Origin of the sequence: Actinomadura macrotermitis (assembly GCF_009604375.1) — a bacterium.
Lineage (GTDB): Bacteria > Actinomycetota > Actinomycetes > Streptosporangiales > Streptosporangiaceae > Spirillospora > Spirillospora macrotermitis.
This window is the reverse complement of sequence record NZ_WEGH01000001.1, coordinates 2,359,128-2,376,630: the sequence shown is the minus strand read 5'-3', so window position 1 is coordinate 2,376,630 and position 17,503 is coordinate 2,359,128. Positions and strand designations below refer to the sequence as shown.

Below are 17,503 nucleotides of genomic sequence, written 5' to 3'. Positions count from 1 at the left end.
GGGCCGTCTCAGGGCTCTTGACAGGCCCCAAGGCGCGCGCGTATGCGCGCGCGCGACCCGAGCTGAGACGACCCGCTTGAGACACCCCGTACCGATCTTGTCCGGAGGTCCCCGTGCCGAGCACCGAACGGTCCCCACGCGAGCTGCGCGAGGCCCTGCGCCGCATCGAGAACCGCACCCAGTTTTTCCGCACGCGCCAGGCGGCGGCCGCGACCCCGCAGGCCCGCGCCGCCGTGGCGTGGGACCAGTGGCGCGCGCTGATCCGCGACGCGCCCGAGGGCCTGGCCGTGCGCCTGGCCGACGAACTCACCGCCACGATCAACGGCCAGCTCCGCGAGCTGGCCCGGGAGGCCGACCAATGAGCACCCACACGCCGGGCCCCGCCGACCGCCGGGCCCCCGCCACCACCGCCGCCGAGACCGCCGACGCCTTGGCGACCCCGTCCGCCGCCGCTCCGGCCACCGTCCCGGCCGACCTGGCCGCCGACCCGTACCGGGCCACGTGGCGTGACCGCGTGGGCGAGGCGTGGGACGCGCTGCGCGGCCGCCGGGAGGAGATGACACCGGCCGAGCTGTACGCGGCCGCCTACGGCCCGCCCAGCGCCACACAGGCCCCCGGCGCGGCTCCGGCGGCCGAGGCCACCCGCCTCGCCGACGGCGCGGCCGACAAGCCCGCCAAGGACGCGGCCGAGGGGCCCGCCGAGGGCGCGGCCGGGGAGGGGTCGACGGCCGGGGACGTGCGCGCGGTCCTCGGCCAGCAGTGCGCCCGGATCGGGGCCGGCAGCCGCATCACCTCGGCGCGGGTGCGGGCGTGGGTCACCACGGCCAGCGTGTCCGAGGACGACCTGGCCGAGCGGGTGGCGCGGGTCCTGGCCGCCGAGGAAGCCGCGCACCGCGAGGCGGTGGCCGCCGAGGCCGCCGAGCACGCCGCCCGGCGCGGCCGCGCCCACCCTCGGCGGCCGCGCCGCGACCCCGACCCGGCCGCCTACGCCCCCACGGCCGAGGAGCTGGCCAAGGCCCGCACCCGGATGCGGTGGACGCGCGGCGGCGCCCTGGCCGTCGCGGCCCTGATGACTCTCCAGATGATCACGATCAACCTGCGCGGCGGGAACATGGCGTTCCTGCTGGCGGTGGCCTTCGGCGTCACCGGCTACTTCTGGTTTGTCGGCCGCGCCGCCGAGCGCCGCGCCGACCAGGAGGCCGCCGAGGCCGAGCGCCAGGCCGCGGCCGAGCACGCCGCCAAGGACGGCGCCGACATCACCGCCGCCGCCACGGGCGCGGCGGCGGCCAGCCCGGCCACGGCGGCCAGTGCGGCCGGACCGGCGGGGGCGGCGCGCGCCGAGCTGCCCGTGGTCGCGGTCAACGGCGCGCCCGTCGACCTGGCCGAGGGGCCGGCGGTCGACCCGTGCGCGGCCTACGCGCTGCCCGACGTCGCCGAGCTGCTGCGCAGCGAACCGCCGCGCACCGGCACCGACCGCGAGGCCGAGCGCATCGCGGGCCGCCTGACCAAGGTCCTGGACGATTTCAACATCGACGCCAAGGTCACCGGGTTCACGCGCGGCCCCACGATCACGCTGTACGAGATCAAGCCGGGGCCGGGCGTGAAGGTCGACAAGATCACGGGGCTCGGCAAGAACTTCACTTTGGCGGTCCGGTCCTCGCATGAGGTGCGCATGCTGCCCTCGGTGCCCGGCCGCGACACCGTGGGCGTGGAGGTGCCCAACCAGACCAAGGACCTGGTGCGCCTCGGCGACGTGCTGCGCTCGGACGTCGCCCGCCGCGAGACGCACCCGCTGATTGCCAGCCTCGGCAAGGACGTCGAGGGCCGGTCGGTGGTGGCCAACCTGGCCAAGATGCCGCACATCCTGATCGCGGGCGCCACCGGCGCGGGCAAGTCGTCCTGCATCAACGGCCTGATCTGCTCACTGCTGGTGCGGTCGACGCCGTGCGAGGTGCGGCTGATCCTGGTGGACCCCAAGCGGGTCGAGCTGACCCCCTACGCCGGGGTGCCGCACCTGCTCATGCCGATCATCACCAGCCCCCGCAAGGCCGCCGAGGCCCTGGAATGGGTGTGCGGCGAGATGGACCGCCGGTACGAGGCGATGGAGCGGCACGGCGTGCGGCACGTCGACGACCTCAATGCCAAGATCGCGGCGGCGGCCGCCAAGGGCCGGCCGCTGCGCGACGCCGAGGGCGAGCCGCTCGAACCGGTTCCTTACCTGGTCACGATCGTCGATGAGCTGGCCGACCTGATGATGGTCGCCCCCAAGGACGTCGAGGACTCGGTGGTGCGCATCACCCAGCTTGCGCGCGCCGCCGGTATCCACCTGGTGCTGGCCACCCAGCGGCCGAGCGTGGACGTGGTCACCGGCCTGATCAAGGCCAACGTGCCCTCACGCCTGGCGTTCGCCACGTCGTCGCTGGCCGACTCCCGCGTCATCCTGGACACCCCCGGCGCCGAGAAGCTGTTGGGCGCCGGTGACGCGCTGTTCCTGCCCATCGGCGCGTCCCGGCCGATGCGCCTGCAGAACAGCTTCGTGTCCGAGCCGGAGATCATCGCCGTGGTGCGGCACTGCCAGGGCCAGGCCCGCAGCATCCGGACCATCCCCGGCCAGGTCGAGGACACCACCACCACGGCCGCCACCACGGCGGCCGCCGGCGCGGTCGACGACCGGCCGGTGCCCGTCTCGCCCGTCATCACGACGCCGACCCGCCCCGCCGCCCCCGCCGGCACCGCCACGGGGGCCAGCGGCCGCGGCCGCGACGCCGAGGACCAGGACGACGCCGCCGACCGCGCCGGGAACGGCGGGAGCGGGCAGGAGGCCGGGCCGACCGGCGCCGAGGCGCTGCTGGCCGTGCTGGCGGCCGAGGGCGGACCGCTGGAGTGGGAGGCCCTGGCCGAGCGCACCGGCCAGTCCCGCGCCACCATCTACCGCCACATGCGGCGCCTGGTGGCCGAGGGCCGCGTGCGGCCCGTGGACGGCGGCGGATGGGAGATCCCCGGCACCACCGGGCGCCCCACCGAACACCGCGCCGAACACGTCGCCGAGCTCGGCGACGACGACCGCGACGACGACCGCGCCGAGGGCCTCGGCGACGACGGCCAGGACGACGCGCCCACGGCCACCCCGGCCGCGGCCGCGAGCGCGGGTGTGGAGGTGCCGGCCGAGCTGGCCGAGCTGCTGCCCGAGGCCGCCGAGCTGGTGGTGGCCACCCAGTTCGGATCCACGTCGATGCTCCAGCGCAAGCTGCGCGTGCCCTACGCGCAGGCGAGCGCGCTCATGGACACCATGCACGCCCTCGGCGTGGTCGGCCCGGCCGAGGGGTCCCGCGCCCGCGCCGTGCTGATCACGCCCGAGGGCCTGCCCGCCGTCCTGGCCCGGCTGCACACCCGCCCCTGACCCCCTGATGTCCCGGCCGGGGCCATGGTGGCCCCGGCCCGCCCGAGAGGAGAGCCGCACATGTCCACCGCTCTGGAATCCCTGGAGATGACCCCCGACGACGTCCGCGACCTGATCGGCCAGCTCGAAGAGGAGTCCCCGGCGGTCGCGCACCTGATGACCGCCTTCGCCGACCTGGCCGACGCCCTGGAGTCCGAGGAACTGCTGGACGGGGTGTACGAGCAGACCGCCGACATGCGCCGCCCGCACCTGCGCGTCCTAGTGGCGCTGACCGGCCACGCCCTGGAGCGCCTCAGCGCCGGGCTGAACGCGGTCGAGCTGGAGACGCGCGTGCCCGCCGGCGCCGAGGCCCTGGAGCCGTGGGAGAGCGCGGTGGAGACCGCCGGCCAGGTCCTGGAGAGCCTGGCCGAAGACCTGGCCCGCCGCGGCGAACGCGACCGCGAGAACTGACCCGCCGACCGGCCCGGACCGCTGCCCCGTGGCGGTCCGGGCCCCCGCCCCTCAACTGACCCTTGCCCAGGGGTACCTGGGCCCGCCAAAGCGTCACGGCAAGCACAACGCCCCACCGGCCACGAGACAGGTGGGGCGTTCAGCGTGTGGTGCACGCGTCTCCAAGGCTACGCGTCCCCGGCCGTGCGCGCCGAGGCGAGCGGCAGCACGAGAGCATCGGAGTAGGGCGGTTCCGCGCGGAACTCGGCGACCTTCTGCCACCCGCGTCGCAGGTACCAGCCGTAGGCGTCGGCCTCGATCACCGCGGCGAGCGTGGCGTACCGCTCGCGGCGGTCGGCGAGCAGCGCGTCCAGCAGCCTCCCACCGATTCCGTGCCGACGGTGCCAGCGGTCGACGACCAGCTCGACGACGGCGAACTTGTCCGCCTTCAGCACCTCGCCGGCCGGGGATGCCGCGTTCGCCCACCAGGCGCCCGGCATCATCGAGAACCCGAACGCGAACCCGACCAGCGTCCCGCCTCGCCGCGCGGTCACCATGGCGAACCCTGAGGCGGTCGCCTGGTCGTGCGTGCGGCGGGTGAACCGGTCCCGGCTGAACTTGGGGGCCGCGTTGTACGGCGGTTCTGCATAGACCTGCTCGTACAGGTCGGCGACCTCGTCCAGCGCGTCGAGGGCCTGGCGCCGGTCCAGAGCCGCAAGCTCGATCTCGGACACGTTCACTCCTTCGCTCCAGCGCCGCTCGCGGACGGGAGCGCCAACGCCGCACGGTAGTCCCGGACGGCGGGCCGGGACAGCTCGACCTCGGGCACCGCGTCCAAGACCATGCGGGCGCCCCGGCGGATGGTGGTCGTGCGCTGTCCGGGGTCGAGCGAGCTCACCGCGCGGCCAGCGATGTCGACGGCGGTGTCGATGTCGCCCCGCCGTACCTGCGTGACGGCTTGGAGCAGAGCGATCTGCGCACGCTGGCGCCGCATCCCGGGCGGGTACAGCGCGAGCGCGTCGGCTTGGGCACGCTCGGCGCGGGCGGCCGGGCCGCAGTGGGTAAAGGTGAACGCCGTGGTGTGCTGGAGCGCTGTCTTCGGCCATGCCGAGGTGGACAACCGCTCATCCGGGCTGGCACCGGGCAGCCCCTCGAACCGCATGTGCATGGCGGCGATGGTCTTCTCGGCGTCCTCGGCATGGCCGAGCAACGCCAACGTCTGCGCCCTGCTGGCCATGGCCTCCAGGACGGCGGCACCGGACGCGCCGCCGGCGATGGCGATGGCGTCGTCGGCCAGCCGCAGCACAGCGGCGAGAGGACGGCCGTTGTACAGCGCGTTCATCGCCTCGTACCCACGGACCCATACCCGCAGGTCGCGGTCGCCGGACGCGTCGGCGGTATGCCGGGCGGCCCGCCACCAGTCGCGGGCCTGCCGAGGCTGACCAAGGGTGGCGACCGTCATCGCCACCAGCGCCGACAGCTTGCCGGCAGGGCCGCACAGCCGGCGGCGCTGCTCGTCGTCACGGGCACGCTGCATCACGTCCTGGAGCGCGACGAGATCGGCGGCCAGGTCGGGCAGTAGCAGGGAGGGCGCCGTCGTCAGGAAGGCGTGCCCGTGCTCGAACGCGATCTCTTCCCAGTCCTGAACGATGCGGGCGTGCGGATCACCGGGCAGGACCGAGACGAGCGCCTCGCGGATCGGCTCCAGCGGCTCCATGCGGACGGCGCCCTCGACGCCTAGCGCGCTCAGGCACGACAGCAGATGCCGGCGCTGCCGGTCGACGTCGGCGTCCTGGCCGTCGAGCGCTGAGCCGAACAGGTCGTCGAGGTCGACCTCGAACACGGTCGCATAGGCCGCTGCCCAGTCGCGCGGGAAGTGATCGCCGTCTTCCCATCCGCCGACCTGCCGGGCGAGCGAGTCGACGCGCCCGTTCGTGATCCCCGCTGCGCGAAACAGACGCCGGGCAGTCTCGCGCTTGCTCCAGCCCCGTGCTTCGCGTTCAGCGCGAAGACGGCGCGGCCATGCGGGATGCGGTCGTTCGGTCATCTGCGTGCACCACCATCGCTCGACCGTCGGATGCAGACACTTTCGTGTCCACCCCATGTCCGCAGTATCAGCCTTCCGCCGGGCGGGATGCAGCCGTTTCCCTAGGTGGTGCGGGTACGCGCCAGCCCACTGAAGTTCCCGTGTGGTTCGACCCCCCTCTCCCGAGAGAGGACCGGCGCGCCCCCGCCCTAACGACAGGGCGGCCCCGGCCGACGCGCCAACGTCGGTGATCCGGGGCCTTCCAGGAAGCGAGTCCTGGCAGATGACCAACCTAAGAGAATCCGCTTCACAACGTCTGCGCAATGACGATCTGGCCGCTCCCGGTCGACTCGACGAGGCCGGAGAGCTGGATGCCCTGCGCGCCGAGTTCCCCGGCTGGTCGTTCCTGATCAGCGACCAGGGCCGCTGGTGGGCGCTGCGCACCGGCCCGCACGCCGTGTCCGAGGTCATCACCGATGGCCCCGCCCTCTTACGCGAGCAGCTTCTGGAGATTCGCGTGGTGGAGCAGGGGCGATGAGCGCGGGCACAGCCAGTGCAGCAGCGGCAGTTGCTTATCGCGTTCACATCCAGACCGACAGGACGAAGCCGCCGAGCCGGTTGGCGCCGTCCTGCTTCACAGACGCGTGCCGGCCGTGGGCGAGCGCTGTTCCCCACAGTGCCCGCGGCCGGCACGCCCGGAGCTGCGCGGCCCGGCCTCTTGGCGGACGGCTGGTGGTAGCGCGGCCCGGTTCCGCAGGGCGTGACGCGTCGCTCTGCGAGGAGGGGGGACGTTGCGCGGCCGGGGGCTGGGGGAAGTGGACCCGGCCGCGCGACATCAGCAGCCGCGGCGGCGCGGCACCGTACCCGCAGTCCGCGCCGCCGCGGCCACCAGGTGGTGACCCGTGCCGCCCCGCGTGAAAGCCCCGGAAGTGCTCACCGCGCCGTGTGCCGTTGCGCTGCACGCGCGCATCGCTCAGGCGGGCGCCGAGGTGCTGCAGTGGACGCCGGTGACGTCGCCGGTGCGGATGCGGGTGGAGGCGTCGACCTGCCACCAGTGCAGCCCGATCACCTACGAGTTCGGGCTGATCGGGGGCCGGTGGTACATCCGCCGGACCGACTATCGGCGGGGGAAGCCGGTGGTGCACGAGGCCGTGGCGCAGCGGCACCGGATCGCTGAGGAGCGGTGGCGGATGCTGCTGGCGGGCGTGGCGATCTAGTCTCCCGCGGCCCCGGGTGCGTCGTGCGCCCGGGGTCGCGGTGAACCCCTTCGCCATGCCACGCGTCACACAATCCCCTTCTCAGCCCTGGGAGATAGCCGTGCACGCAGCCCCCATCCCGCCGCCGCCCGGCTTAGAGCCCGGACCGCGCCGAGGCGTGCCGCTCGGCTGCCTCATCGGCGGCGGGATCGGCGGCCTACTCCTGGTGATCGTGGTCATCGCCGCGGCCGTCGCCGGGATGCCGCCGAAGACCAAGGAGCAGCCGGCCGCGGCGAGCTCGAGCTCGCGGACGCGGCACAGCACCTTGGCCCCGGTGAAGCCGGCGCCGCGTGCGCAGCCTTCCGCGCAGCAGCTCGCCGCCCGACTCGCGCGGAAGTACAGGCTTCCGAATCCACGCTCGAACACGCCGATGGCGGACATCGGCTCTGACGAGCTCCTCACCACCGACCGCGTCAGCATCTACCGGTTCCGGACCGTCGGGCACGCCCGCCGCTTCGCCGCGGCCGCCTTCGCCCGTGCCGACGCGATCCGCGTTGGGCGGTTCGTGCTCAACTTCGCCGGCCGCCGCGGCGCCGACATCGTCCCGGCCGCCGAGCGGGCCCGAATGGCGGCCGACCTTCGCCGCCTGCTCCGCTGACCCTGGGCACGATGAAATCGCCCTCACCCGGCGCGCTATCTGCTGAGGTCAATGCCGACTTGCGCCGATATGCCACCAGTCAAGGGACATCTCCAAAGGCGAGAGATTATTCGGAGCCGGAGTGCCAGGCGTGCGTTAGATGAACGCGCAGCTTCCGGCCAGACCCGCGAGATGGGTACTGAGGTCGTCACCCCGAGTGAACCATCAGTGAGTGTTGCGCGTCACACAAGCACCACCTGACCTCGGAGCGTGCATGGCTCAGCAGGAATCGTCACCAAAAGACATGGCTGTGGGCTGCGGGTGCCTAGCAGTGCTCGCGCTGGTCCTCGTGTCCTGCTCCGCAGTGGTCTTCGGTGGTGGCGACGACGAGAAGGAACCGTCGACTTCGTTCACCTCGCCAACCGTGTCCGTCAGCGACAGCGCAACGCCGACCATGGCCGCGATCGATGAGTCAGCGCGAACGATGTGCGCCCAGTCGGCTCTCGCCGCCGCGCATCACAAGGTCGGCAACTACGACGAAGAGAGCGACGCGCAGAGCGAAGCGGCGATGGACGCTCTCGGATCCAGCGTGCCGGAAGTGCAGCGGCTCGCCTTCGGACCCGCCGACACGCGCAGCGCGAGGATCCAGGCGTGGTGCCGCGCGAACGTCCGAGTCAAGACCCCCAAGGTGAAGAAGGCCGCGCCGACACCCGACCCCTACCCCACCGACGACCCGTCCGATTCCGACGGCGGGGGCGTCAGCGATGTCCGGCCAGGCGCGTTCTGCTCACCAGGCGGCGCCACCGGGACGTGGAGAGGGCGCGTGTATACCTGCAAGGGGCCCGGCCAGAATCGCTGGCGGCGCTGATCCCTCACGCTCGCCCGGCTGCCCATCAGGCGGCCGACGGGTAGATCCCGCTCTATCGCTCGCCCATGTTCCGGGAAGGTCGTGCGTGGCGGCAGGGCCTGGGCCCCAGCGTCGCGATATGGACAGCGCATGCTCGACCCCCGACGAGCCCACCCGGCGCATCTGCCGCACCCCCGAGGACGCCTTCCAGGCCGGCATCGAAGACGCCAAGTACGACCGGCCGCTGTCGTCCGCCGAGATCGCGCGGTTGGTGGCGCTGCTGCGGCCCTACCTTGGTTCGGAAACGAGGGCGCGGCGTTGATCCACGTCACCCGCGAGCAGGCCATGGAGAACGCCGGCCGGATCCTCGCCGAGGCCCGCGTGCACATGGCGACGCTCACCGCCCGCGAGGCGGCGGAGGAGGCGTTCGTGCCGGGCGGCCCGTCGATCGACGAGCTGGAGGAGCGGATCCGCGCGCTGCGCGCCGAGCAGGTCGCCGCCAACGCGGCCAAGCAGTCCGCGGCCGAGGCCGGGCAGGTCCTCGCCAGCGCCCGCGCGCACATGGCGCGCCACACGCCCCGGCAGGCCGCCGAGGAGGCATACGTGCCCGACGGGCCGTCCGCGGAGGAGCTGGAAGAGCGGATCCGTGCACTGCGCGACAAGGCTCGGCGCAGCCAGTGACGACCTACCAGCAGGCGATCAGCGAAGCCGCGCAGATCCTCGCCGCCGCAGATGCCCGCCTCGCTACGCAGACCGCCCGGGAGATCGCCGAAGCCGCGTACATCCCCGGCGGGCCGTCGGTGGAGGAGCTGGAGGAGCTGGCGACTCGGCTGCGCGCCGAGACCGCCGCCCGCGCCGAGAGGGACGCATCGACACTCGCTAGCGTCCGTGGCCCGTCTCTGGGACCGGCCAGTCGCACGGCCAGCCGTCCCGGACCACGAACCGTTCACTTGCCAGCTCGATGCCCTCGGTGATCTGAGAGGCGGCGACGGCTTGCAAGACCATCGCCATGTAGTTCACGTCATCGGTCAGCAGGGTGACGCGGTCGCCGTGCTCGGTGGTTCCCAGCACCAGCCCGTAAGGTCCCTCATCGGGTTTGAGGCCGGCGGCGGCGCACCAGGTCTCATAGCCGTGCACGCTACCGATCGATTCGACTGAGACCTCTGCGGCGAATTCAGCCGTGCAGCGGGAAGCGTCCATCGTCTACGCCCCCTGCCCGATGACCAACTGCACGTTGCCGCCGCGCACCCGGACCGACTTGCGCAGCACCTCCAGCAGGAGGTCGTCCAGGCGGGACCCGCCCGACTCGATCCGCAGCACCGTCGCCCCGCCTCCTCTACCGCCGCCGCCGAGCATAGACGCGGTCTGCCCTGCAGGTATCACGCTCGCGCCATACGGAAGGCGGACCAGTTCAGCTCCCTGCTCGCCGACCAGAGCCCATCCACCGCCTGGACCACCGGCCGCATGCCCGCGGTGGCTCTTGTTTGCTGGGAGGTGGAATGCCTTGCGCAGGGACTTGCTGAAGCGAGCCGCGAGCTTGTCCATCTGCCGCTCCAGCGCCGCGTGCTGATCGCGCAAGCCGGTGAGGAAGCCGCGCGCCGCGCCCTTCCCCGAGTCGAACAGGGCGTCGGCGGCCATGTTGCCGACCTGCCCGGCGGTCTTGCCGATCTGCGACTGGATGCTGTTGATCTGCCGGAACGTGGACTTGTCGGCCTGGAGGAACTGCGTCGCGAGATCCAAGCCCTTCTCGGGGCCCTGCTCAATGATCTGCTGCAGGAGCTGCCGGTTGAGGCCCTTACGGGTGAGCTGCTGAATCGCGGTCGCGAACTGGCGGAGCTGCGCAAGCTTGTTGGACAGGCCCTGCCGGATGTCGTCGGCGCCCTTCGCGCCGTCCAGCCCGCCGAGGGATCCGCCGGACAGGTTGCTCGCCATGTCGGCCGCGTACTTGCGGGCGTCGGCGATGCGCTTGGCGAGGGCCTCACGCGCGGTCGCCGCCGCGAGGAGCCGCTTGTTGCTCTTCTTCGCCCACGCGACGAGGCGGTCCTCGTGCCGGCCGGAGAAGTGCTTCTTGATCGCGTCGGTGATCTTGCCGAGCTTGGTCTTCAGCGCGTCCGTGCTGGAGTCGATGCCGTCCATCAGGCCCTTGATGATCAGCTTCCCCGCCTTGTGGAGGAGCCGCTCGTCCTTCCCGGCCGGGCCCTTCCAGTCGGGGATCATGTTCGTGAGATTGCTGAGCAGGCCCCGGACTTCGCCGATCTTGGACCGGATGCCGGACAGCAGGCCCGACAGGACCCGCTGCCCCGCGCCGATCAGCCACCCTGCGGCACCGCTGAACACGCCGGTGATCGCGGACTTCACCGACGACGCCGCCGAGCGGACCTTGCTCGCCCCGGCCCGCACGGTCGACGCCGCCCGGCTGCCCATCGACGACAGGCCGGACACCACGCTCGCGACCGCGCGCAACGCAAGCGCCTTCATCTGACCTGGCAGCCCGGTGATCGCGGAGAGGATGGACCGGGCTGCAGCCCTGACCTTGGACGCCCCGTGCTTCAGGTCATCCCACTTCTCGACGAACCAGTCGACCGCGCGTTCGGTCATGCGGCGCATGTTGCCGAGCACGTCACCGAATGGCGCGAGCATTTGCCGCAGGCCGCCGATGGCGATTTCACCGAGGCCAGAGAACAGATCCTTCAGGCCGTCACCGACTTTGCCCATGTCGCCCGACAGCAGCCCGGACAAGATCTTGAAAAGTCCAGACAGCGCATCGACAAGGCCTTCGAGGATCTCGACCGTTCCCTTCAAGGCCTGCGCTACCGCCGGGCCGCCGATCTTCTCGATCAGCCACTTCGCGACCGGCGCCGCATTCTTCATGAAGTCGGCGAACGCGGGGCCGAGCTTGTTCGCGATCTTGTCGCCGAGCTCCTCCAGCACCGGCAGCACGGCCCGCTTGATGTCGGCGAACGCCTTCTTCAGCGCGGGCAAGACGGTCTTCGCCGCGTCCATCAGGTCGGACATCATGCCCTTGCCGACCGGCGACTTGAAGTAGTCCTTCGTGCCAGCGAAGGCGGCTTTGAGCTGGTCCCAGTGCCGGATGATCAGCCCAACCGCCGCGATCGCCGCCGCGACGGGGCCACCGAACGCGATCACCAGCAGCGCGATCACGTCCATCAGCCCGTAGATCTGCGCCTTGAACCGGTCGAAGATCGGCTTGCCGATGTCCCACAGCCGCTCGACCACGGTCATCACGGTCTTGATCGCGCGGCCGATCTTGCCGAACACGCTTCCGAGCGTCTCCAGCCCGTCTTTCACACCTGACGCGGTGATCTTGTCGAACTTCTTGGCCAGCGCGTCCAAGACCTTCGCCAGCCCGTTCTCGCCGGCTGCGGCCGACACGCCCATGATCCGGCCCAGCATCTTCACGAACGAGATGCCCACGTTCGACACGTGCGGGGCCAGGTCCTTCATCGCCTTGCCGATGGGCTCGACGATGCCCTTGATCGACTTCACGCCCTCGGCGGACTTCCCCCACTTCAGGAAGTCGGACATGACGCGGTTGGTGGCTTCGCCGATGTCGACCATCGCGCCTTTCACCGCCGGGCCCACGGCCTTCCAGAGCCCTTCGGCGAGCGGCTTGATGCCCTTGGCGGCGGCGGCCGACGCGGCCTGCCCTGCCTTGTTCAGCCCATCGCTGAGGGGCGCCAGCGCTTTGCGGGCCGCCGACCCTTCCTCGAAGATCTTCGTGAGGGAGAACTGGACGAGCTTCCCGGCGACGCCGAGCGCGAGCAGTGCGGGCGCCGCCGAGATCGCAGCCGAGCCGACCTCGGCGAGAGCCGCGCTCGCGTGCATGATGAGCGGCGCCGCTGAGATCGCCGTGGTGCCAACCGCAGCGAGGGACATCCCAGCAGCGGCCACTGGCGCCAGCATCGCCCCGGCCTTCGCGGCGATGCCGGCCATGGCGGCGGCCATGCCCTTGCCCGCGGCGTTGCCCCACCCGGCGCCGGCGAGGCGGCCCTCGCTGACGAACCGGCCGTTCATGTCACGCAGGCGGCCGTCGGCGAAGCGGCGGAAGTGCTCGACGTCGCGCTCGGCATCCCGCCAGGCCTGCGAGCCGTCGTTCCTGCCGAAGATGCGGAACCCGATCTCGTTATTCACCGTCCGGCCCCTGCCTTACGCGCCCGGCACGGTCGGCACCGCGGGCACATCGTCCAGCAGCCCGTCGACACGGCCGTTCAACAGCCGGTGCGGCCCGATCGCCGGCGGCGGCGCCCACACCACGGCGCGCCGGGGCAGCTGCGCGTGCGCGACACGAGACAGGACCCACAGCACGACGACGCTCGGGTCGACACCGAGCGTCCACTTCCCGCGGATCCGCACCTTGCCCCGGCCGCCGCCGGTCTCGTACTCCGCGCCCACCTCGTCGTCCAAGGGCAGGCCCCGCGCGACCAGGTCGGCGGCGTGGTGGCACACGGCCGCGTCATACTCGGCTCCGGCCGACAGCAACGCGACGAGCGCCTGCTGAGCGTCCGCGGCGGCGGCAGCGACCTTACGGCGGGACGCCTCCAGCTCAGCGGCGGCCGCCGTCAGGTACTTGCCCGCGGCCTTCTCCCGCCGACCGCGCTCGGCGACCTCGGCCTGCTCGGCGTCTCTGCGGGCGGTCAGCGCCTCCAGCCGCCCGGCCGCCGCCTCGACCTCGCGCTGTGCGGCGGCCTGCGCGTCGGTGGGCGGCATGAACCGATGCAGGGGACCCAGGGCCTCGGCGGCGCTGTTCGCGGCCTGCAACTCGCCGGCGGCACGCTCGATGTCCTCGCACGTGATCATGCCCTGTCCTCCAAGTGGGTCGGTTCCTCGTGCGTCAGGTACTCCAAGAGCAGGCACGACGCGCCCGCCGCCGCCAGCCCCGCAGCCGTCGCCAACGTCCACGCCGCCGCCGACAGCAGTACGAACCCCGCCACCGTCAGCGCCGCCGGCAACGCGGCCCGCGACGCCGACCACAGCCGCGGCCACGCCGACCCGACCGTCCGCAGCACCCCGCCGGCCGCACCCCGGCGACGCCGAACCCGCCCGGCCTGGGCTCCCATGGCGATCACGCCGCGCCCGCCAGCGTCCGCGGGTCGATGCCGGTGCGCAGCAGCAGCGCCCGCACCTCGGTCAGCAGCGCCGTCCGCCCTTCCCGCGCCGCCCACACATCCAGCAGTGCGTCCTGCCCGGCCTCCAGCGCCGCCGACAGCACCGCCCTCAGCAGCGCCTCGTCCCGGTAGGCCAGCGCGTCGCCGAGCATCTGCTCGCGCCCGGCCGGCGACGCCGCCCGCGCCCGCTCCAGCGCTCCCCGGAACGCCGCCGCCAGCACCGCCAGGTCAGCCGCTGGCGCGCCCTCGGGACGCTCAGGGCCTAGCGGCAACAGCGCCCGCACCCGCGCCAGCCGCTCGCCGTCTCCGCGGGCACCGTCTCTACCGTCATCTGCGCGGCGGGCGTCGTGCGGGTCGCTGCCCGCCCCGACCGCGCCCCCGCGCACCGGAGGGCTACCGCCTGCCCTCGTCCTGCCAGCGACCATCTCGACGCCCACGGGCTGCCTCCGACCGGTGAGCCGCGACCAGCGCGGCGACGTCCTCGGCCAGCCACAAGCCGCGGCCCGCCGAGGTGATCCCGGCAGCAGCGGCGAGACGGCGCGCGTGCCGCTCGCTCACACCCAGACGGCCCGCCAGCTCACCCGACGTCACCAGCCCGGGATCACGACCCCAACCTGAAGGAATGTCCGCGCATGTCCGCCCGGGACGTCCGTTCGCGGACGCATGCGCTAGCGCCGCCGCCCGCAGTGCCTCCATCGCCTCGGCCACCTCCGGCCGCACCCGCCCGCCGTCGTCCTGCAGCAGGCGCGCCAGCTCGGCCCGCAGCACCGGCCACAGCCGTGCACAGACCTCGCCTGGCAAGAACACCCCGCCCTGCTCGATCACCGCCGACCGCGCCCCCGGACGTGCCCCCTCAGCCGCGCTCACACCCCACCCGCCCTAGCCATGAGACAACTCCGGGAATTTGTCTCATGCGGCGAGGCGGGGTGCGGCGAACGTTCGTCCTCGCGCGCGGGCGCACACGAGCGACCGAGCACGCCCACCCCGCCACCTGCACACCCGCCCTGCTCGCGCGCCCGCGGCGGCAAGAGGGGCGGCGAGGGCAGCCGTGGCGAGCCCGCCGCAGCCGCCCCGCACACGCTCCTAGGCCAGATCGGCGACGTCGACACCGACGACCTCGTACTTCACGCCCCCACTGAGCGCGACCTTCTTCTCCGCGTCCAAGCCGAGCAGCTTCGCGCGCCGCTCGGCGACCCGCAGCCGCATCTCCTCCACCCGCAGCAGCCGGTCGAGCGCCTGCAGCATCGGCCCATCGTCGGGCAGCGGCTCGCCGTCCAGCTGCACGACCTTGCCGTTCGACACCGTCACGTGCTTGGCCGCCAGAACCGCATGCGCCGCCTCCTCCAGCCCGTTCAGCCGCTCCAGCGTGGCATCGAGCCGCTCCAGCTCCAGCGTCCGCACGGCGGCGGCCGGCTCCTCCAGCGTCTCCTGCAACGCCCGGCTCACCGCCTTGTGCGCGCCCGACCGGTCCGCGTAACCGAGCTCAGCCGCGATCTCGGTGTACGAACGAGCCTGCACCCGCAGCGCGAGCGCCTTGGCGTCGCGCTCCACGGTGCCCGGGTCACGCTCGTAGCGGCCGGCGCCGTTGCGGGCCTGGTCGTCCCCGTGCCGCTCACCGGCCTGTCCGCCGTCCTGCTCGGCGGGGGAGTTGCCGTGGTCGTCGTGGCTCTGTCCGAAGTCCATGATCGTTTTCCTTCCGTGTTCGGTGCGATGTGTCGCCGGTCAGGCGTGTCCCTGGCCGGTGTCCTGCGGTGGCGCGCCGGCGGCGCGGTTGAGCTTGGCGGCGTGGCGGGCGCGCAGGCCGTGCTGGCGGCGCTCGGACAGCTCGGAGAGCTGCTGGGCGCGCTTGTCGCGGCGTTGTGCGGCCCGCTCCAGCCGTTCGGTGAGGCGCTGCTGTACGGCGTCGCGCAGGTCGTCGTCGAGGCTCACCAGGTGCTCCTGATGGGGACCTTGGTCCAGTCGCCGAGGGGCGCGGTGTAGATGGCGGGGTCCTTGCCGTAGCCGCGGAGTTTGGCGGCGTAGCGCTGTGCGTCGTGGTGGCGGGTGAAGTGGCGGTGTTTGACGTCGCCGCGGCCGGCGCCGATCCAGCGGACGACGTAGATCCGCTTCGCGCGGGGGGTGAGACGGGTTCTCGAATCGGTCTGCTGACGCCGTTCGGTGGGCTTCATGCGCTGACCTGCATTTTCTTCTGAGTGCCTGCGTGCCCGTGTGTGCCTGCGTGCGTCTGAGGCACGCAGCGCCTGTGTGCCTGTGTGCCCCGGTTCTTTAGAACCGGGCACGCAGGCACGCAGAGCGGCTCGCTCACGAGATCTCCTGAATAGGGATGAAGTTGGTGGCGTTCTTCGCGCCCGGTTCGATGCGGATGTAGCCGTCCAGACCAAGGCGGGTGAGTGCTGCGTCTGTCCGCGGGCTGCTGATGCCGGACCTGGCTCTGACGGTCCGCTTATTGGCGGTCTCGCCGGCGGCAATGAGTTCGCGAATGACGTCGAGGACGCGCTCGTCGTCCTTGGCGTCCTTGCTCTTGAGCTCGCCGGGATCCTGGTCGTCTTTAGGAGCGGGCGCCCAGAAAGCCAGGTCAAGGTAGCTGTACTGAGTCCGGGTGTCATCGACGACCAGCGACCCCATGAACGTCTTGCCAGGCGTTTTGGTGTCGGCGCGGCCCGCGCCGCGCAGGTAGCCGGGCCGGTCTTTGGTGATGAACACGTACGAGCGGCCACGCTGCCCTCGCCCGAACGGTTCGGCGTTCTCCAGCAGGACCAGTGAGCCCGAGAGGCCGTTGCCCTTATGGACGCTGCCGAGGGGGCCGAGCCCTTGCCTCTCACGGTCCTTGACGACGTGGTCGGCGCCCAGGACGGCGGCACCGACAGCGGTGCAGGGCTTGACCAGCAGGCGCCGGAACGCTGCTGCGCCGTCCTCTTCGCGGATCGCCTGTCCGTGCATGGCCATCGCCTCGTTGACGCCGTCGAGCACGACCAGCGACGGCGCCGGGCTGAGCAGCTCGGCGAGGAACTCGGCGCGCACCGGCTCGTCAGGGCCGACGAACCGGAACCGCTCGGCGATGACGTGGTCCTGGACGCCGAGGGTGCGCAGCCGCTCGACGGTGTCGGTCGGGTCGGCTTCCTCGAAGTGGACGTACAGCACGTGGTGGCCGGCCGTCAGCTCGGCGGCGCAGCTGGCGGTGCTGAACCACGACTTGCCCGACTCCATCGCCCCCATGACGGTGTGCTCTTTGCCGGGGTACAGCAGGCGAAGGCCGTCCGAGCGCGCCAGCCCGACCGAGGGGGCGGGGCGCTCGTGGTCGCCGCGCAGGATCGGGCCGAGGTCGACGGGCCGCCACGACTGGCCGGGCGCCGCCTTACCGGTCGCGCGCTGCGCGTCGGTCCAGTCGGCGACGAACTGGCGCGCTGTATCGACTAGTCCCTTGCGGGCGGCCTGGTCGATGCGCTCGGCGAGTTCGACGACCTGGCGGGCGCGGTGAACCTCAGCGACGATCTCGGCGTACTTGCCGGCGTTGGTGACGGTGGGGACGCCCTCGTACAGGCCGTACAGGTAGGGGGCGCCGCCCGTGCGGGCGAGCTGGCCGCGCTTGGTCAGCTCGTCGGCGACCAGCGTGGGGTCGGGCTTCGCTCCCCGGTCGAAGACGCCCATGATGGCGCTGTAGATCATCTGGTGGGCGGGCCGGTAGAACGCGGTGCGCCGTTCGTCGTTCTGGTCGCCGAGGTGTTCGTACACGTCGGGGATGACGTTCTCGGCGAGCATCATCGCGCCGAGGGTGTTGCGTTCGGCGGCGAGGTCGTGCGGCGGCTCCTTGAAGAGCCCGTCGTCGGTCACCAGCTCCTCCG

Annotated in this window: 21 protein-coding genes; 9 read left to right on the top strand and 12 right to left on the bottom strand. The window is 72.3% G+C overall.

All coding sequences use genetic code 11. From position 1 onward, the window contains the following. The first annotated feature begins 113 nt into the window (after nucleotides 1-113). From ACRB68_RS10930 to ACRB68_RS10915, 3 genes are read left to right on the top strand one after another with little or no spacing between them, the layout of a single operon-like run. Nucleotides 114-362 (top strand): hypothetical protein, encoded by a 249-nt coding sequence (locus ACRB68_RS10930; protein ID WP_153531955.1) that lies wholly within the window; start codon nucleotides 114-116, stop codon nucleotides 360-362. Further along, on the top strand, nucleotides 359-3,400 hold the full coding sequence (locus tag ACRB68_RS40125; RefSeq protein ID WP_194293245.1) for a DNA translocase FtsK: 3,042 nt from the start codon (nucleotides 359-361) through the stop codon (nucleotides 3,398-3,400). The genes ACRB68_RS10930 and ACRB68_RS40125 overlap by 4 nt, the downstream gene beginning before the upstream one ends. Nucleotides 3,401-3,460: 60 nt before the next feature. Then, nucleotides 3,461-3,850, top strand: a complete 390-nt coding sequence (locus tag ACRB68_RS10915; RefSeq protein WP_153531954.1) for a hypothetical protein — start codon at nucleotides 3,461-3,463, stop codon at nucleotides 3,848-3,850. A gap of 167 nt (nucleotides 3,851-4,017) precedes the next feature. On the opposite strand, the gene ACRB68_RS40120 is transcribed toward ACRB68_RS10915, so the two are convergent. Next, a complete protein-coding gene (locus ACRB68_RS40120) occupies nucleotides 4,018-4,563 on the bottom strand; it encodes a GNAT family N-acetyltransferase (protein ID WP_194293244.1) in 546 nt (181 codons plus the stop codon). A 2-nt stretch (nucleotides 4,564-4,565) separates the two neighbouring features. Continuing rightward, nucleotides 4,566-5,876, bottom strand: coding sequence for a hypothetical protein (locus tag ACRB68_RS40115; protein ID WP_194293243.1), 1,311 nt, complete (start codon nucleotides 5,874-5,876; stop codon nucleotides 4,566-4,568). A 262-nt stretch (nucleotides 5,877-6,138) separates the two neighbouring features. Here ACRB68_RS40115 and ACRB68_RS10900 point away from each other — a divergent pair, with 262 nt between their 5' ends. The 6 genes from ACRB68_RS10900 to ACRB68_RS10875 all read left to right on the top strand — a co-directional run bounded on the left by ACRB68_RS10900 (nucleotide 6,139) and on the right by ACRB68_RS10875 (nucleotide 9,216). Continuing rightward, entirely contained in the window at nucleotides 6,139-6,393 is a 255-nt protein-coding gene (locus ACRB68_RS10900) for a hypothetical protein (RefSeq protein WP_153531951.1), read from the top strand. A 364-nt stretch (nucleotides 6,394-6,757) separates the two neighbouring features. Then, on the top strand, nucleotides 6,758-7,072 hold the full coding sequence (locus ACRB68_RS10895; protein WP_153531950.1) for a hypothetical protein: 315 nt from the start codon (nucleotides 6,758-6,760) through the stop codon (nucleotides 7,070-7,072). 205 nt (nucleotides 7,073-7,277) lie between these two features. Further along, nucleotides 7,278-7,709, top strand: a complete 432-nt coding sequence (locus ACRB68_RS10890) for a hypothetical protein (RefSeq protein WP_153531949.1) — start codon at nucleotides 7,278-7,280, stop codon at nucleotides 7,707-7,709. A 310-nt stretch (nucleotides 7,710-8,019) separates the two neighbouring features. Further along, nucleotides 8,020-8,556, top strand: a complete 537-nt coding sequence (locus ACRB68_RS10885; RefSeq protein WP_153531948.1) for a hypothetical protein — start codon at nucleotides 8,020-8,022, stop codon at nucleotides 8,554-8,556. 118 nt (nucleotides 8,557-8,674) lie between these two features. Continuing rightward, nucleotides 8,675-8,857, top strand: coding sequence for a hypothetical protein (locus ACRB68_RS10880; RefSeq protein ID WP_153531947.1), 183 nt, complete (start codon nucleotides 8,675-8,677; stop codon nucleotides 8,855-8,857). Continuing rightward, nucleotides 8,854-9,216, top strand: a complete 363-nt coding sequence (locus ACRB68_RS10875) for a hypothetical protein (protein WP_153531946.1) — start codon at nucleotides 8,854-8,856, stop codon at nucleotides 9,214-9,216. The genes ACRB68_RS10880 and ACRB68_RS10875 overlap by 4 nt, the downstream gene beginning before the upstream one ends. Nucleotides 9,217-9,414: 198 nt before the next feature. Here ACRB68_RS10875 and ACRB68_RS10870 read toward each other — a convergent pair whose 3' ends face one another. The 10 genes from ACRB68_RS10870 to ACRB68_RS10825 form a co-directional block, all read right to left on the bottom strand. Continuing rightward, nucleotides 9,415-9,735 carry a hypothetical protein gene (locus ACRB68_RS10870; RefSeq protein ID WP_153531945.1) on the bottom strand — a complete coding sequence of 107 codons (321 nt, stop codon included), beginning with the start codon at nucleotides 9,733-9,735 and terminating at the stop codon, nucleotides 9,415-9,417. 3 nt (nucleotides 9,736-9,738) lie between these two features. After that, nucleotides 9,739-12,687 carry a phage tail protein gene (locus ACRB68_RS10865; protein ID WP_153531944.1) on the bottom strand — a complete coding sequence of 983 codons (2,949 nt, stop codon included), beginning with the start codon at nucleotides 12,685-12,687 and terminating at the stop codon, nucleotides 9,739-9,741. Between the two features lie 15 nt (nucleotides 12,688-12,702). Continuing rightward, the gene (locus tag ACRB68_RS10860) at nucleotides 12,703-13,353 is read right to left on the bottom strand and encodes a hypothetical protein (protein ID WP_153531943.1); all 651 of its coding nucleotides are present in this window, start codon (nucleotides 13,351-13,353) and stop codon (nucleotides 12,703-12,705) included. Then, a complete protein-coding gene (locus ACRB68_RS10855; protein WP_153531942.1) occupies nucleotides 13,350-13,622 on the bottom strand; it encodes a hypothetical protein in 273 nt (90 codons plus the stop codon). Before ACRB68_RS10855 ends, ACRB68_RS10860 begins: the two co-directional genes overlap by 4 nt. Further along, entirely contained in the window at nucleotides 13,619-13,933 is a 315-nt protein-coding gene (locus ACRB68_RS10850; RefSeq protein ID WP_153531941.1) for a hypothetical protein, read from the bottom strand. Before ACRB68_RS10850 ends, ACRB68_RS10855 begins: the two co-directional genes overlap by 4 nt. Nucleotides 13,934-14,054: 121 nt before the next feature. Further along, nucleotides 14,055-14,486 carry a hypothetical protein gene (locus ACRB68_RS10845; RefSeq protein ID WP_153531940.1) on the bottom strand — a complete coding sequence of 144 codons (432 nt, stop codon included), beginning with the start codon at nucleotides 14,484-14,486 and terminating at the stop codon, nucleotides 14,055-14,057. Nucleotides 14,487-14,744: 258 nt separating this feature from the next. Continuing rightward, nucleotides 14,745-15,344 carry a hypothetical protein gene (locus ACRB68_RS10840; RefSeq protein ID WP_153531939.1) on the bottom strand — a complete coding sequence of 200 codons (600 nt, stop codon included), beginning with the start codon at nucleotides 15,342-15,344 and terminating at the stop codon, nucleotides 14,745-14,747. A gap of 39 nt (nucleotides 15,345-15,383) precedes the next feature. Further along, a complete protein-coding gene (locus ACRB68_RS10835) occupies nucleotides 15,384-15,590 on the bottom strand; it encodes a hypothetical protein (RefSeq protein WP_153531938.1) in 207 nt (68 codons plus the stop codon). After that, a complete protein-coding gene (locus tag ACRB68_RS10830; RefSeq protein ID WP_153531937.1) occupies nucleotides 15,587-15,829 on the bottom strand; it encodes a hypothetical protein in 243 nt (80 codons plus the stop codon). The genes ACRB68_RS10835 and ACRB68_RS10830 overlap by 4 nt, the downstream gene beginning before the upstream one ends. Nucleotides 15,830-15,962: 133 nt before the next feature. Next, on the bottom strand, nucleotides 15,963-17,492 hold the full coding sequence (locus ACRB68_RS10825; RefSeq protein WP_153531936.1) for a DnaB-like helicase N-terminal domain-containing protein: 1,530 nt from the start codon (nucleotides 17,490-17,492) through the stop codon (nucleotides 15,963-15,965). Nucleotides 17,493-17,503: the final 11 nt, after the last annotated feature.